Genomic DNA, 12,348 nt, shown 5'->3' with positions numbered 1-12,348 from the left:
GCCGGGGATCGCCGCGAGTTCGCCGGAAAGCTGCAGGGTCGCCGGAAAGCTGCGGGGTCGCCGGAAACTTCCGGCGTACTCGCACGCTTCCGGCGAATTCGACGGCGCCGGGGTTCAGACGCCGGCGGGGCTCAGACTGGGCTCAGACGGGGCAGCCGTCCGGGCCGCACTCGCCGGCCGCCGCAGCGGCCGCGTCCTCGGCAGCACCCACCATCACCAGCGGGTGGCTGTCCTGCCAGGCCTGCTCCAGGGCCGCGGTGAACGTTTCCGCGGGCTGGGCGCCGGAGAGGCCGAACTTCCGGTCGATCACGAAGAACGGGACACCGCTGATGCCCAGGGCGCGCGCCTCTGCGATGTCGTGCCGGACGGCGTCGGCATAGCTCTCCGTGCTGAACAGTTCCGCCAGTTCGCCGGCGTCGAGCCCGAGATCCAGGCCGAGGGCGGTCAGGTAATCCTGGCTGCCGATGTCCTTGCCGTGCTCGAAGTGGTCGCTGAGCAGGCGTTCCTTCGCGGCGTCCTGCTGGCCGTGGGCGGCGGCGAGGTGGATCAGCCGGTGGGCCGTGAAGCTGTTGGCCACCACGACGGCGTCGAACCGGTAGTTCAGCCCCTCGCCTTTGGCCTGGGCCGCCACGTGCTCGAACATCTGCGAGACCTGCGCCGGTGCCATGCCCTTGCGCGTGCTCAGGTAGTCCAGTTCGGTGCCGTCGTAGTGATCGGGGAGCGTGGGGTCCAGCTGGTAGCTGCGCCACTGCACCTCCACCGAATCGCGGTGCGGGAAGGCCTCGAGGGCGGTTTCGAAACGGCGTTTGCCGATGTAGCACCAGGGGCAGGCGACGTCGGACCAGATCTCAATCTTCATGTCGTCGACAACTCCGGCGGCACAGGGTACATTCCCCGGCGGGCGTGTCGGCTTCGTCACGGCCTCTCACAGACCCCAAGGCCCGCGCTCACGGCGCGACCCGGCGCTCCATCACGAAGTCGTGCTCCACGGTGGTACCCAGCTGGAAGGACTTGGTGCCGACCTTGCGGAAGCCGGACTTCTCGTAGAACCGGATGGCCCGGGAGTTCTGGCTGTTCACGCCGAGCCAGAGTCCGCGGGCCCCGGCCTCAGCTGCCGAGCCGATGCTGGCGTGCATCAGTTCGGCCGCGGCGCCGAGTCCGTGGTGGTCCGGGTGGACGTAGCACTTGCTGAGCTCGGTGCACGGCAGTTCGCTCAGGACCGCGGCCACATCCGGGTCCCGGGTGGGGCGGGCCACCAGCAGGCTGTAGCCGCGGAGGTCGCCGTCGGCGTCGATCACCAGCACCGTTACGTCGGGATCGGCCAGGTAGGCCCGGAAGTGGCTCTCGCTGAGGGTGTTGGCCATGTGCGCGGCGATGTCCTCGGGCCGGGATTCGGGCGGGCACGCCAGAGGGAAGGTGATGGCCGCGAGGGCGGCCAGCCTGCCGGCGTCGTCCGCGGTTGCTGTCCTGATCTGGTGCGTCATGGCTAAAACCCTAGCCCGTGCACACGCCCGTGCCCACGGACCTAAACGGCGACTGTCGTGAGGTAGTCCCTGATGGCCTCGATCACGAGCCGGTGGTCGTCGTCGGAGGACAGCCCGGATGCCGTCACGGCGGCGACGACGCCCGTGCCCCGGACGCGGATGGGGAACGAGCCCCCTGCCAACGTGTAGTCCTCCGGGGCGAGCCACCCGCCCTGCGTGGGGTCGAAGTCCTTGGACGCGAACTCCTCGGCGAGCAGGGCCGTGCTGCGCTCAAAACGCAGGGTGCTCGCCGACTTGCGGCGGATCCATTCCTCCTGGTCGGCGGTGGCTCCGGGCAGGACACAGCGGAAGAGGACCAGGTTGTGGCGCCGGATGTCGATGGCCACGGGATGGGCCGCGGCCACGGCCCGGGAGGCGATGAGCGAGCCGAGGCGCCAGGCGTCGTGGTGGTCAAAGCCCGGGAAGACGAGTTCTTCCTCGTGCTGCTGCAGTTCGGCGAGCCGGGATGTGGCCGTGTCAGTCACGGGCGCTCCGCTCCGTTGCGGCGTCGGCGTCGTAGCTGAGGCCGATCTGGCGGCGGATCTCGTCCATTGCTGCCATGATGGCTACCGTTTCGCGGGGCGGAAGGATGGTGCCGGCGGTTGCGCCTTCGCTGACCAGTCGTTCCAGTTCGGCGGCCTGGTACTGCATGCCGCGGCTGGTGACAGGCTGCTCATAGCGTTCAACAACGCTGCCATCCACGGCAAGAACGGTGAAGGGCGTGGGGTTGTACCAAGTGGATTCGATATCGATCCAGCCTTCGGTCCCGATGACCATGGCCCGGTTGGCGCTGGCGGCGTCCAGTTCGCAGTCCACAATGGCCTGCTGACCGCCGACATATTCAAAGATGGCGGCAGTCTGCCGGTCTACCCCGGTAGCGGTCATGGACGCACTGGCGCGAATGGTCTCCGGGGTGCCCAGGATGTCGAACGCAAAGGAGACCGGGTAGATGCCGAGGTCCAGCAGCGCTCCGCCGCCCAGTGCAGGATCGTTCAGCCGGTGGGCAGGGTCCTTGGGCAGGTTCTGGTTGTGGCTGGCGACCACCTTCCGGACCTCGCCGATGGTGCCTTCCCCGATGATTTCGCGGATGCGGATCATGTGAGGGAGGAATCGCGACCACATGGCTTCCAGCGCCACGAGCCCCTTGGATTCCGCCAAGTCAACAATGTCCTGTGCTTCGCGGGCGTTCATGGTGAACGACTTCTCCACCAGCACATGCTTGCCGGCATTCAAGGCCAACAAGGCATTGGCGTGATGGAACGGGTGCGGCGTGGCGATGTAGACCACGTCAACCAGCGGGTCGGCCACCAAGTCCTCGTAGCTGCCGTGCGCGGTTGCCACGCCGTATTCTTCAGCGAACGCCTTGCTCGAATCCAGGGTCCGGGAGCCGACGGCCTGGACGGTGAAGCCGTTCTCGTTCAGGTCCTGTGTTTGCAGCCCCGCGATGAATCCGGTGCCGAGGATTCCCCAGCGGATGCTGCCGTCAGAGGTGCCGGTGGGTTGATTAGTCACGTGCTTGGTCCTTTGGTGTGTCGGTGTTGGCGAGGGGGTAGGCGACGTACGCGAAGCGCGCGGAATCCGGCGACCAGCTGTTGACGTTCATTGTCCCCTGCCCGCCGAACAGCGGCCAGGTGTTGACGGGGGCGGTCCAGTCGCCGGTGGGGACCAGCACAACCTCGACCGGCAGGTCCGCGGGGTGGCCCTCCGTGCCGGCGGGGAAGCGGACGTAGCTGGCCAGTTGCCCGTCAGGAGAGAGATGGGGGAACCAGTCGACGGTTTCGCTCTCAAGGAGGCGCTCGAAACCGCTTCCGTCAACCTGCACGCGGGCAAGCTGCGCGTGGCCGGGGAGCGAGCTGAAGGACTCCGTGTTCAGGTAGAGCCACTTTCCGTCGGGCGAGTATTCCGGCCCGTCGCAATGGCCGGGGCCGACATCGACGCCGGCGGTAGCGCCGCCGTCGGACGGTATGGTCCTGAGGCGGCCCGGCTGCGTAAAGTCGCCGGCCTCGATGCCGACGTAGGCCAGCGCGGATCCATCCGGGCTGACGCCGTGCAGGAAGTGGAAGGAGCCGTCGTCGTCGGTGATCCGCTCCGCCGCACCCCCACTCAAAGCGGCCCGGTAGATGTGGCCGTCGTTCGCCGAGAGGAAGATGCCGGTGCCGTCGGGCGCCAGGACATGGTCGTTGTTGAGGTCGGGGATGCCGGTCAGCGGGACCTGGCTGATGCTCCGGCCGGGCACCTCAAACCGCCACAGCTTCCCGTCCCCGTTGAGGATGAGGGCCGAGCCGTCAAGGGTCCAGTTGGGCGCTTCGAGGAGGAGCTCGTCGGTGCTGTAGACAAGTTCGGTTTCGCCTGTGACGGACGCTATCCAGATCTCGCAGCGCTGGCCGGGCTGAAGGGTACGCAGCATGGTCAGAGCTCCTTGATCCGGATGTTCCGCCACCGGCACTGCGCGCCCTTGCCCCAGCGGGCCTCGCCGAACATGGAGTCGTTGTCGTGGACTTCCAACGCGACGTGCCCGCGCTCTCCGAGAACTCCCAGGACATCGGCCGGGTTGCAGTTCGGCGAGTCCAGCGTAGCGGTGTCCAGTTCGGCGATCTTGAGGCCGTTGACCCAGGTGGTGATGACCGGCAGGGCGCCGACGCAGCGGATGCGCAGTTCGTTCCAGCCGTCCCAGCGCCACACGTTGAGGAAGTCCTCGACGTCGGCCGCGTGGCTCAGCCGGGCACGCTTTTCTTCCGTGACAGGCTCCACCGACGTGGCCGGGTTGTCCGCAATCAAGCCCGTGGGCCGCCCGTCGGCGTCCATGGCCACGTTGACGGCGAAGGGGACGGCGGAGAAGCTCGCCAGCCCGTTGCCGAAGAACCCGCCGATACCCCCGGAGGGACGGTGGTCCACCAAGACCTGGAAGCCTTCCCAGGTATCTGGCCGGCGCCGGATCATCACGCCGGTGTCTGCGGGCCAGTCGGGGCGCATTTCCAGCACGAGTTCGAAGTCGCCGAATGCCTGCTCGCTCACCAGGTAGCCGCCGTAGCCGCTGCCGGGGGAGTCCTGCTCGCCGACCAGGACGCCGTCTTCGACGAACCAGCGGGCCGGGTGCTTCTCGGGTTCCACGGGCGGGGTCAGACCCAGGGCGGCGAAGCGGTCCGAGAGGGCCGGACCGCCCGGATACTCGGTGCCATAGACGCGGGGTACCGATCGCCAGCCAGCCAGGCTGGTGCCGTCGAACAGCGGGACAAAGCCGTCGCCGCCGTCGGGCGTTTCGATGCCTGACATGAACTGGTCCCTACTGCTTGAAGGCGGCGTCGAAGGAGGTGTTCGAGGCCGGGAAGTCGAACTTCTTGAGCGCGGCGAGGGCTTCGGGGGCGCCGTGGAGCCGGTCCATGCCGGCGTCCTCCCATTCGATGCTGATGGGCCCGTCGTAGCCGATCGCGGTCAGGGCGCGGAACGATGATTCCCAGGGCACGTCCCCGCGGCCGGCGGAGACGAAGTCCCAGCCGCGGCGCGGGTCGCCCCAGGGCAGGTGCGATCCCAGGACGGTGTTGCGGCCGGTGGGCCTGAGCTTGGTGTCCTTGCAGTCCACGTGGTAGATCCGGTCCTTGAAGTCCCAGATGAAGGAGACGGGGTCGATGCCCTGCCACATGAAGTGCGACGGGTCCCAGTTCAGGCCGAACGCCTCGCGGTGCCCGATCGCCTCGAGGGTCCGGACGGTGGTCCAGTAGTCGTAGGCGATCTCGGAGGGGTGGACCTCGTGGGCGAAGCGGACGCCGCATTCGTCAAAGACATCCAGGATGGGGTTCCAGCGGTCGGCGAAGTCCTGGTAGCCGGCCTCGATGACCTTCTCCGGGACGGGCGGGAACATCGCGACGTACTGCCAGATGGAGGAGCCGGTGAACCCGACCACGGTGTCCACGCCCAGGGCCTTGGCGAGCCGGGCGGTGTGTTTCATTTCCTCGGCGGCGCGCTGTCGGACGCCTTCGGGGTCCCCGTCGCCCCAGACCTTGGCCCCGACGATCGCCTCGTGCCGGAAGTCGATCGGGTCGTCGCACACGGCCTGGCCCTTGAGGTGGTTGGAAATGGCCCAGACCTTGAGGTTGTACTTTTTCAGCACGGCGAGCTTGGACTCGACGTAGCCGGGTTCGTCCCAGCGCCAGGCGTCCAGGTGGTCGCCGGAGACGGCGATCTCCAGGCCGTCGTAGCCCCAGCCGGAGGCCAACTTGGCGACTTCCTCGAAGGGCACGTCGGCCCACTGGCCGGTGAACAGGGTGTAGGGGCGGGGCATGTCAGGCTCTTTCGGCTGGGGTCTGGATGGCAGGAGATTGGGTGGCAGGGATGGACGGGGTGAGCTGGATGAGCGAGCTCTTGGCCGCGGCGCTCTCTTCGACGGCGGCCAGGATCCGCTGGACGTTCAGGCCGTCCTCGAACGACGGCGAGGGCTGGGTCCCGTTGCCGACTGCCAGGAGGAAGTCGCGGATCTCGTGCGTGAACGTGTGTTCCCAGCCGATCACGTGGCCCTGCGGCCACCACGCGTCAACGTAGGGGTGCTCGGGTTCGTTGACCAGGATCCGGCGGAAGCCCTGCTCGCGGACCGGCAGCGTGGCGTCGAGGAAGCCGAGCTCGTTCAGGTCCTCCAGATCGAACAGCAGGGCTCCCTTGTCGCCGTAGATCTCCAGCTTGAGCGAGTTCTTCTGCCCGGTGGCCACCCGGGAGACCTCCACCGAGGCGATGGCCCCGGAGGCGAGGCTCAGCGTGGCCCAGGCGGCGTCGTCGACCGTCACGTCCTCCAGCCCGGCAGCGCCGGGGCGCTGCGAGGTGAAGGTGTGGAGCCGGCCGGAGACCTCGGTGACCTGGTCGCCGAGGAGGAACAGCACCTGGTCGATCGCGTGGGAGGCGATGTCGCCCAGCGCCCCGGACCCGGCGGTTTCCTTGTTCAGCCGCCAGGTCATGGGCGAGTCCGGGTCCACGAGCCAGTCCTGCAGGTACGCGGCACGGACGTGCCGGACCGTGCCGAGGCGGCCTTCGGAGATCAGTTCCCGGGCCAGCGCCAGGGCCGGGACCCGGCGGTAGTTGAAGCCGATCATGGACTGCACACCCCTGGACCTGGCTGCTACGGCAGCGTCCGCCATGGCTTCGGCCTCGGCCAGGGTGTTCGCCAGCGGCTTTTCGACCAGGACGTGCTTGCCGGCGGCCAGGGCGGCGATGGCGATCTCTGCGTGCATCCAGCCCGGCGCGCAGATATCGATGATGTGGATGTCATCGCGGGCGATCACCGCGCGCCAGTCCGTGGCGGACTCGGCCCAGCCGTACTTCGCTGCGGCCTCGGCCACCCCGTCGGGGTCGCGTCCGACCAGCACGCGCTGTTCGAAGGCCGGGACGTCGAAGTAGCTGGCAACGTTGCGCCAGGCATTCGAGTGGGCCTTGCCCATGAACGCGTACCCGATCATGGCCACACCCAAGCGTGAACCGGCGGGCTGGCCGGGGGTGGTTTCGTGGGGGTTCATTGCGGGTTCCTAGAGTGTGGAGGCGGTCGGGTCCCAGTCCTCGGGGAGGGCTGCGGAGGCGGGCGCGGAGCTTTCGACGTCCACGAAGGTTCCCGATTCCACGGACTCCGAGATCGAGACCATGGTGTCCAGGACGTGGTACGCGAGGTTGCCGGTGGCGCGGTGCGGGACGCCGGCGCGGATGGAGCGTGCCATGTCCAATACGCCCATGCCGCGGCCCTGGCTGGGGCCGGTGGCCGGCATGATGGTCCAGTCCTCGTCTCCGGCGCGCCAGAGCTTGATGTCCCCGTCGAAGTAGTTCGGGTCCGGCAGCGAGAGGGTGGCCTCGGTGCCGGTGATCTCCACGAAGCCCATCCGCAGCCGCGGTGACTCGAACGAGAAGACGCTGTGGGATGACGCGCCGGACTCGAACTGGGCCATGGCGGAGACGTGGGTGGGGACCTCGACCGTGAATTCCTCGCCGGCCTTGGGTCCGGAGCCGATGACCCGGACCTCTTTGGCTTTGGACCCGACGGCGGCGACCTTACGGATGGAGCCGAAGGTCTGCACCAGGGCGGTGAGGTAGTACGGGCCCATGTCGAACAGGGGGCCGGCGCCGTACTGGAACAGGAACGCCGGGTTCGGGTGCCAGGATTCCGGCCCGGGGGTCTGGAACGTGGTCATGGCGGTCAGCGGGGTGCCGATGTCGCCGCGCTCGATCAGCCGCCGCGCGGTCTGCAGCCCGGCGCCCAGGAACGTGTCCGGGGCGCAGCCGAGCCGCAGCCCGGCAGCGTCGGCCGCTTTCAGCAGGCCCAGGCCCGATTCGCGGTCCAGCGAGAACGGCTTTTCCGTCCAGACGTGCTTGCCCGCGTTGACGGCGGCCGTGGCGACCTCCACGTGGGCCGCGGGGATGGTCAGGTTCACGATGATCTCGACGTCGGGGTGATTCAGGGCGGCGTCCACGCCGCCCCATTCGGCAATGCCGTATTCCTTGGCCCGCGCCTCGGCGGCGTCTTCGAAGAGGTCGGCGATGACGTGGACCTTGAGGTCGGGGAAGACGGTCAGGTTGTCCAGGTACTGCTTGCTGATGTTGCCGGCGCCGATGACGGCGACGCCCACGGGGCCTTTCTGCGTGGAAGGGGTGCTCATGCCCGTGCTCCTTCGCTTGCCCCGGCGTTCAGGTAGTCCAGGCTCTGGGTGATGCCGTCGAAGATGTCGCCGGAGTAGTCGTCAAATTCCACGACGCCGACTTCGAGGGACTGCGCGGCGTTGATGACATCCCAGACGGCGATCTTGCCCTGGCCGGCCGGCTGCTGAGCCTTGGTGTCCGTGGAGACGGGGCCGTCCTTGATGTGGATGAACTTGACGCGGTCACCGAGGCGCTTCAGCAGCGCCACCGGGTCCTGGCCTCCGACGGCGGACCAGTAGGTGTCCACTTCCAGGACCAGTTCGGGGTCCAGGAGTCCTTCGAAGTATTCCAGGGCGGTCTGGCCCTCGATGCTGGACTCCAGTTCCCAGGCATGGTTGTGGTAGCCGACGCGGATGCCGTATTCGGCGCCCTTCTTGGCGGCGGCGTTGAGCTTTGCGGCGGTGGCCTGGATGTCCTCGGCGGACTGCCAGTGCTCGGCCGGGAGGTAGGGATCGATGACCGTGGAGATGCCCAGCTCCTTGGCGGCGGCGAAGATCTCGTCCTGGTCCTGGCTCAGCAGCGGGGCGTGGCCGGACGGGGCGGTCAGGCCGTTTTCCTTCAGCGCCGCGCCGAGCACGGCGGCCGTCGCCACGAAGTTGTAGGGCTCAACCTGGGTGAAACCGAGCTCGGCCACCTTCTTGATGGTGCCGGGCAGGTCTTCGGCGATGGCGTTGCGGAGGGTGTACAGCTGCAGTGAATAAGACACGGGAATCCTTTGCTGGGAGTCGGTTGTTTTCAAGTTGGGGAGGGGCCCGCCTGCCGGTGATCCGGCGTCGGACGTGAAGCTGATGTGGAGGAGGCCGCTAGCGGCCGGCGAGGGAGCCGCCGATGCCGCCGACGCTGAAGTATTTGTTCAGGGTGGCGAAGACGATGATGGGCGGGAGCATCATGATCACGGCCAGGGCCATGACCCCGGACCAGTCGGTCTGGTTCTGCTGGAAGAAGGACTGGACGCCCATGGGCAGGGTGAAGATTTCGTTGGAGCGCAGGAACACGATGGCCACGAGGTAGTCGTTCCAGGCAAGCAGGAAGGCGAAGATCGCGGTGGAGAGCACGCCCGGGAGGGAGTTGCGCAGCACCACCTTGGTGAAGCTGCCAAAGACGGAGCAGCCGTCGATCCAGGAGGCTTCCTCGAGGCTGATCGGGATGGAGTCGAAGTAGGCGGCCATCATCCAGGTGGCAACGGTCATGGTGGAACCGACGTAGATGATGGTCAGGCCCATCAGGTTGTCCACCAGGCCCATGCCGGCGAACAAAATGAACAGCGGCACCACCGAGGTGATGATGGGCAGGGACTGCATGACGAACAAGAGCAGGGAATAGCCGGAGACTGCTTTGGACCGGCCGCGGGAGAGGACATAGCCGGCCGGGGCGGCGACGGCCACCGATACCACCACGGTGGAGAGGGTGGTGATGAGGCTGTTCTGCAGCCAGGTCGCGGCGAGGGTCTTGGAGAACACGTTGCTGATGTTCTCAAACGTCAGCCCGGTGGCGGTGCTGTTCGGTCCGGGCGTGAATGCGAGGAGTACGGTCACCATGATCGGGACGAGCATGATCGCGGTGATGGCCAGGATGGCGGTGAACCGCCACCAGCGGCCGCGCAGGCCTGCCTCGGAGAGAGTGCGGCGGGGCTTGCCGGTGTCGGCGACGCCGAGGGCGGGGCCGGACTCGGGGTGGGCGTGGAGGACTGCGCTCATTATTCGACGCTCGACTTTCGGATCTGGCGGTACAGGATGACCGAGACCACTACCAAGGTGATGGTCATGAGGAAGGCGATCGCGACGCCGGGTCCGGTCTGGAAGTCCTGGAAGACGGTCCGGTAGGCCAGGACCACCAGGGAGGTGGTGGCGTCCACGGGTCCGCCGCCGGTGAGCAGGTAGATGGTGGGGAAGTCGTTGACGCAGAAGATCGTCATGAGGATCCAACTGATGTAGGTGGACCGGGCGATCAGCGGAAGGGTGATCTGGCTGAACTGCTGCCAGCGGGTGGCGCCGTCCATGCTGGCGGCCTCGTACACGGTGGAGTCCACGGAGGCCAGGGCTGCCGAGGTCATCATCATCATGAAGGGGAAGCTGACCCAGACCTTGAAGACCATGACCGTGATCGCGGCGAGGGTCGGGTCGGCGAGGAAAAGCGGGGTGCCCAGTCCGAGGTTCCGGAAGATGCTAGGGACGAGGCTGTCCGGAGTGCCCACCAGCCAGTTCCAGGCCGTGGAGGAGACCACGATCGGCACCACCCACGGGAGCAGCAGCAGGACCTTGAAGGTGCCGCCGGCGGGGATTTTGGTGCGCAGCAGCAGGGCCAGGCCAAGGCCCAGGAGCCAGGAGCCGAAGACGCCCACGATCGTGAAGACCAGCGTGAAGCGCGCCGCCTTCCAGAAAGCCTCGGAGGCCAGAACAGTGGCGAAGTTTTCCAGTCCGACGAACTGGCCGGTCTCCAGGAGGGAGCCGTCGTGCGTGGCCTGGATGCCGGCGTAGATGAGGGGGTAGCCGTGGATCAGGATCAGCAGGACGACTGAAGGCAGCAGCAGCCAGAAAAACGTCTTGCGGGTCTGCGAACTGAGCTTGCTCTTGCGGTTGACGGGCTTCCCCGGCCCGCCGGGGGCAACGCCCCGGCGGGCCCGGCTCAGGCCGGTTTGGGCTGTGGTCAATGCCATTGGAACGCCGCTTACTTCTTCAGCACGGATTGCAGCCCGGACTGGAAGGTCTGCAGTGCCGACTTCGCGTCGGTCTTGCCCGTGAGGATGGTCTGCGTGAACTGGTTGAGGGCCTGGCCGCCGTCGAGGACGGCAAGGTTGGCGTTAAGCGTCGTGCCCTGGGCGGCGAACGTCTTCGCGATCGGCACGTACTCCTTGACGATCTTGACGTTGTTGGGATCGGACGTGAACTCGGGAAGCTCGGTGATGGACTTGAACACCGGCAGCGCGTTCATGAGCTTCTGCTGCCAGAGCGTCTTGAGCTGGCCCATGTAGGCCACCAGGAAGGCCTCGGACGACGCCTGGGAGGGGGTGTTGGTGTACATCATGATGTTGTTCGGGAAAATCAGGGCGGCCTTGTCCCCGTGCGGGCCGGCAATGGGGCTGGCGACCACAAGGTCGCCGGAGGTGTCGCCAACACGCTCGGGAACTCCCAGCGTCAACATGCCGTACGCGGCCTTCTTGTTCTTCCACTGGGCGTTGAGGTTGTCCGAGGTGTAACTGACCGCGGCGGGGTCGATGATGCCGTTCGAGACCAGTTCCAGCAGGAATTCGACGGCCTCGACGTTGCGGTCGTTCATGACATCGAGCTCACCGGAGGGGGTGAACACGCCGCCGCCGTTGTTGAGCATCATCATGATCATCAGGTGGTTGCCAATGTTGTTGCCGGCGCCGGAGCCCGTGGCAAAGCCGACGGCGCCCATGCTCTTGAACTTCTTGCCGGCCTCAAGCAGGGACGCCCAGTCGGTGGGAACCGCGACGCCGGCCTGGTCGAACAGCGACTTGCGGTACCAGAGCGGACGGATGTCCAGCTGCCACGGAACGGCAACATAGCCCTTGTCAGCCTTGAACGGCTCCAGGACGCCCGGCAGGAAGTCATCGAACTGGCCGTTCTTCTTCAGTTCCTCCACCACCTTGTCCGCGTAGGCGATCTGGCCCTGCTGCTCGAACTGGAACGCCTGGAAGCCGCCGCCGGTGGACACCGCCGGTCCGGTCTTGGAGGCGATGGCCGAGGAGAACGTCTGGTAGAAGTTCGCCCACTGGATGGTCTGGTAGCTGGCCTTGAGGTTGCCCGAGGCCGGTGCGTAGCCCTCTGCGATCTTCTTAGCGGCGTCGTTGTAGGCCGGCGTGGCCCACGGCATGTCCCAGAACTTGATGACGCCGCTGCCGCCCCCGGACTGGGATGCGGAGCCGCCGCCGCACGCTGCGAGGAGGGGGGCGCTGGCCGCGGCTGCGGCAAAGCCCAGGAATCCCCGGCGGGAGAAAGCGGTGGAGGTAACAGAGGACTTGATCGTCACGATGATTTCCTTTCGTGGCCGGTCCGCGACGTCGCGGGCCGGTCTTCTCGACAGTGAGTTGATGCGGAAGGTGTTGCTGGCGGTGCAGTTAGTGCCTGTGCAGTGATTGAAGTAGTGCAGTGATTGAAACAGTGCAGTTGTTGAAGTGGTGCGGTGGTTGAACTGG

At 66.9% G+C, this 12,348-nt stretch carries 13 protein-coding genes; all 13 read right to left on the bottom strand.

Translation table 11 applies throughout. The features are described 5' to 3' along the window. Positions 1-142: 142 nt before the first annotated feature. Positions 143-859 (bottom strand): DsbA family oxidoreductase, encoded by a 717-nt coding sequence (locus tag AB4089_RS04065; protein ID WP_441408021.1) that lies wholly within the window; start codon positions 857-859, stop codon positions 143-145. An 88-nt stretch (positions 860-947) separates the two neighbouring features. Then, positions 948-1,484 carry a GNAT family N-acetyltransferase gene (locus tag AB4089_RS04060; protein WP_441408020.1) on the bottom strand — a complete coding sequence of 179 codons (537 nt, stop codon included), beginning with the start codon at positions 1,482-1,484 and terminating at the stop codon, positions 948-950. 41 nt (positions 1,485-1,525) lie between these two features. After that, positions 1,526-2,008: a heme-degrading domain-containing protein gene (locus AB4089_RS04055; protein WP_441408019.1), complete on the bottom strand. Its 483-nt coding sequence runs from the start codon at positions 2,006-2,008 to the stop codon at positions 1,526-1,528. Continuing rightward, positions 2,001-3,035, bottom strand: a complete 1,035-nt coding sequence (locus AB4089_RS04050; protein WP_441408018.1) for a Gfo/Idh/MocA family protein — start codon at positions 3,033-3,035, stop codon at positions 2,001-2,003. The genes AB4089_RS04055 and AB4089_RS04050 overlap by 8 nt, the downstream gene beginning before the upstream one ends. Continuing rightward, the gene (locus tag AB4089_RS04045) at positions 3,028-3,930 is read right to left on the bottom strand and encodes a TolB family protein (RefSeq protein ID WP_441408017.1); all 903 of its coding nucleotides are present in this window, start codon (positions 3,928-3,930) and stop codon (positions 3,028-3,030) included. The genes AB4089_RS04050 and AB4089_RS04045 overlap by 8 nt, the downstream gene beginning before the upstream one ends. A 2-nt stretch (positions 3,931-3,932) precedes the next feature. Further along, on the bottom strand, positions 3,933-4,796 hold the full coding sequence (locus AB4089_RS04040) for a 3-keto-disaccharide hydrolase (RefSeq protein WP_441408016.1): 864 nt from the start codon (positions 4,794-4,796) through the stop codon (positions 3,933-3,935). 10 nt (positions 4,797-4,806) lie between these two features. Next, on the bottom strand, positions 4,807-5,802 hold the full coding sequence (locus AB4089_RS04035; RefSeq protein WP_441408015.1) for a sugar phosphate isomerase/epimerase family protein: 996 nt from the start codon (positions 5,800-5,802) through the stop codon (positions 4,807-4,809). Between the two features lies 1 nt (position 5,803). Beyond that, a complete protein-coding gene (locus AB4089_RS04030; RefSeq protein ID WP_441408014.1) occupies positions 5,804-7,021 on the bottom strand; it encodes a Gfo/Idh/MocA family protein in 1,218 nt (405 codons plus the stop codon). Positions 7,022-7,030: 9 nt separating this feature from the next. Beyond that, positions 7,031-8,149 carry a Gfo/Idh/MocA family protein gene (locus AB4089_RS04025; protein ID WP_441408013.1) on the bottom strand — a complete coding sequence of 373 codons (1,119 nt, stop codon included), beginning with the start codon at positions 8,147-8,149 and terminating at the stop codon, positions 7,031-7,033. After that, positions 8,146-8,895, bottom strand: coding sequence for a sugar phosphate isomerase/epimerase family protein (locus AB4089_RS04020; protein ID WP_441408012.1), 750 nt, complete (start codon positions 8,893-8,895; stop codon positions 8,146-8,148). Before AB4089_RS04020 ends, AB4089_RS04025 begins: the two co-directional genes overlap by 4 nt. A 97-nt stretch (positions 8,896-8,992) precedes the next feature. Then, complete coding sequence (locus AB4089_RS04015; RefSeq protein ID WP_441408011.1) at positions 8,993-9,886, bottom strand: carbohydrate ABC transporter permease; 894 nt, start codon at positions 9,884-9,886, stop codon at positions 8,993-8,995. Further along, positions 9,886-10,845 (bottom strand): carbohydrate ABC transporter permease, encoded by a 960-nt coding sequence (locus AB4089_RS04010; RefSeq protein ID WP_441408010.1) that lies wholly within the window; start codon positions 10,843-10,845, stop codon positions 9,886-9,888. Before AB4089_RS04010 ends, AB4089_RS04015 begins: the two co-directional genes overlap by 1 nt. Positions 10,846-10,856: 11 nt before the next feature. Next, a complete protein-coding gene (locus AB4089_RS04005) occupies positions 10,857-12,182 on the bottom strand; it encodes an ABC transporter substrate-binding protein (protein ID WP_441408009.1) in 1,326 nt (441 codons plus the stop codon). Positions 12,183-12,348: the final 166 nt, after the last annotated feature.

The sequence above is a fragment of the Arthrobacter sp. 2MCAF15 genome (assembly GCF_052115605.1).
Taxonomy (GTDB): domain Bacteria; phylum Actinomycetota; class Actinomycetes; order Actinomycetales; family Micrococcaceae; genus Arthrobacter.
The sequence above is the reverse complement of the archived record's forward strand: the minus strand, read 5'-3'. Positions and strand labels throughout refer to the sequence as shown.

What these genes read in the sequence shown, in the direction of transcription:
- AB4089_RS04030 (WP_441408014.1), bottom strand. Translation starts at nt 7,021, where the DNA reads ATGAACCCCCACGAAACCACCCCCGGCCAGCCCGCCGGTTCACGCTTG.
- AB4089_RS04025 (WP_441408013.1), bottom strand. Translation starts at nt 8,149, where the DNA reads ATGAGCACCCCTTCCACGCAGAAAGGCCCCGTGGGCGTCGCCGTCATC.
- AB4089_RS04065 (WP_441408021.1), bottom strand. Translation starts at nt 859, where the DNA reads ATGAAGATTGAGATCTGGTCCGACGTCGCCTGCCCCTGGTGCTACATC.
- AB4089_RS04060 (WP_441408020.1), bottom strand. Translation starts at nt 1,484, where the DNA reads ATGACGCACCAGATCAGGACAGCAACCGCGGACGACGCCGGCAGGCTG.
- AB4089_RS04045 (WP_441408017.1), bottom strand. Translation starts at nt 3,930, where the DNA reads ATGCTGCGTACCCTTCAGCCCGGCCAGCGCTGCGAGATCTGGATAGCG.
- AB4089_RS04040 (WP_441408016.1), bottom strand. Translation starts at nt 4,796, where the DNA reads ATGTCAGGCATCGAAACGCCCGACGGCGGCGACGGCTTTGTCCCGCTG.
- AB4089_RS04015 (WP_441408011.1), bottom strand. Translation starts at nt 9,886, where the DNA reads ATGAGCGCAGTCCTCCACGCCCACCCCGAGTCCGGCCCCGCCCTCGGC.
- AB4089_RS04035 (WP_441408015.1), bottom strand. Translation starts at nt 5,802, where the DNA reads ATGCCCCGCCCCTACACCCTGTTCACCGGCCAGTGGGCCGACGTGCCC.
- AB4089_RS04010 (WP_441408010.1), bottom strand. Translation starts at nt 10,845, where the DNA reads ATGGCATTGACCACAGCCCAAACCGGCCTGAGCCGGGCCCGCCGGGGC.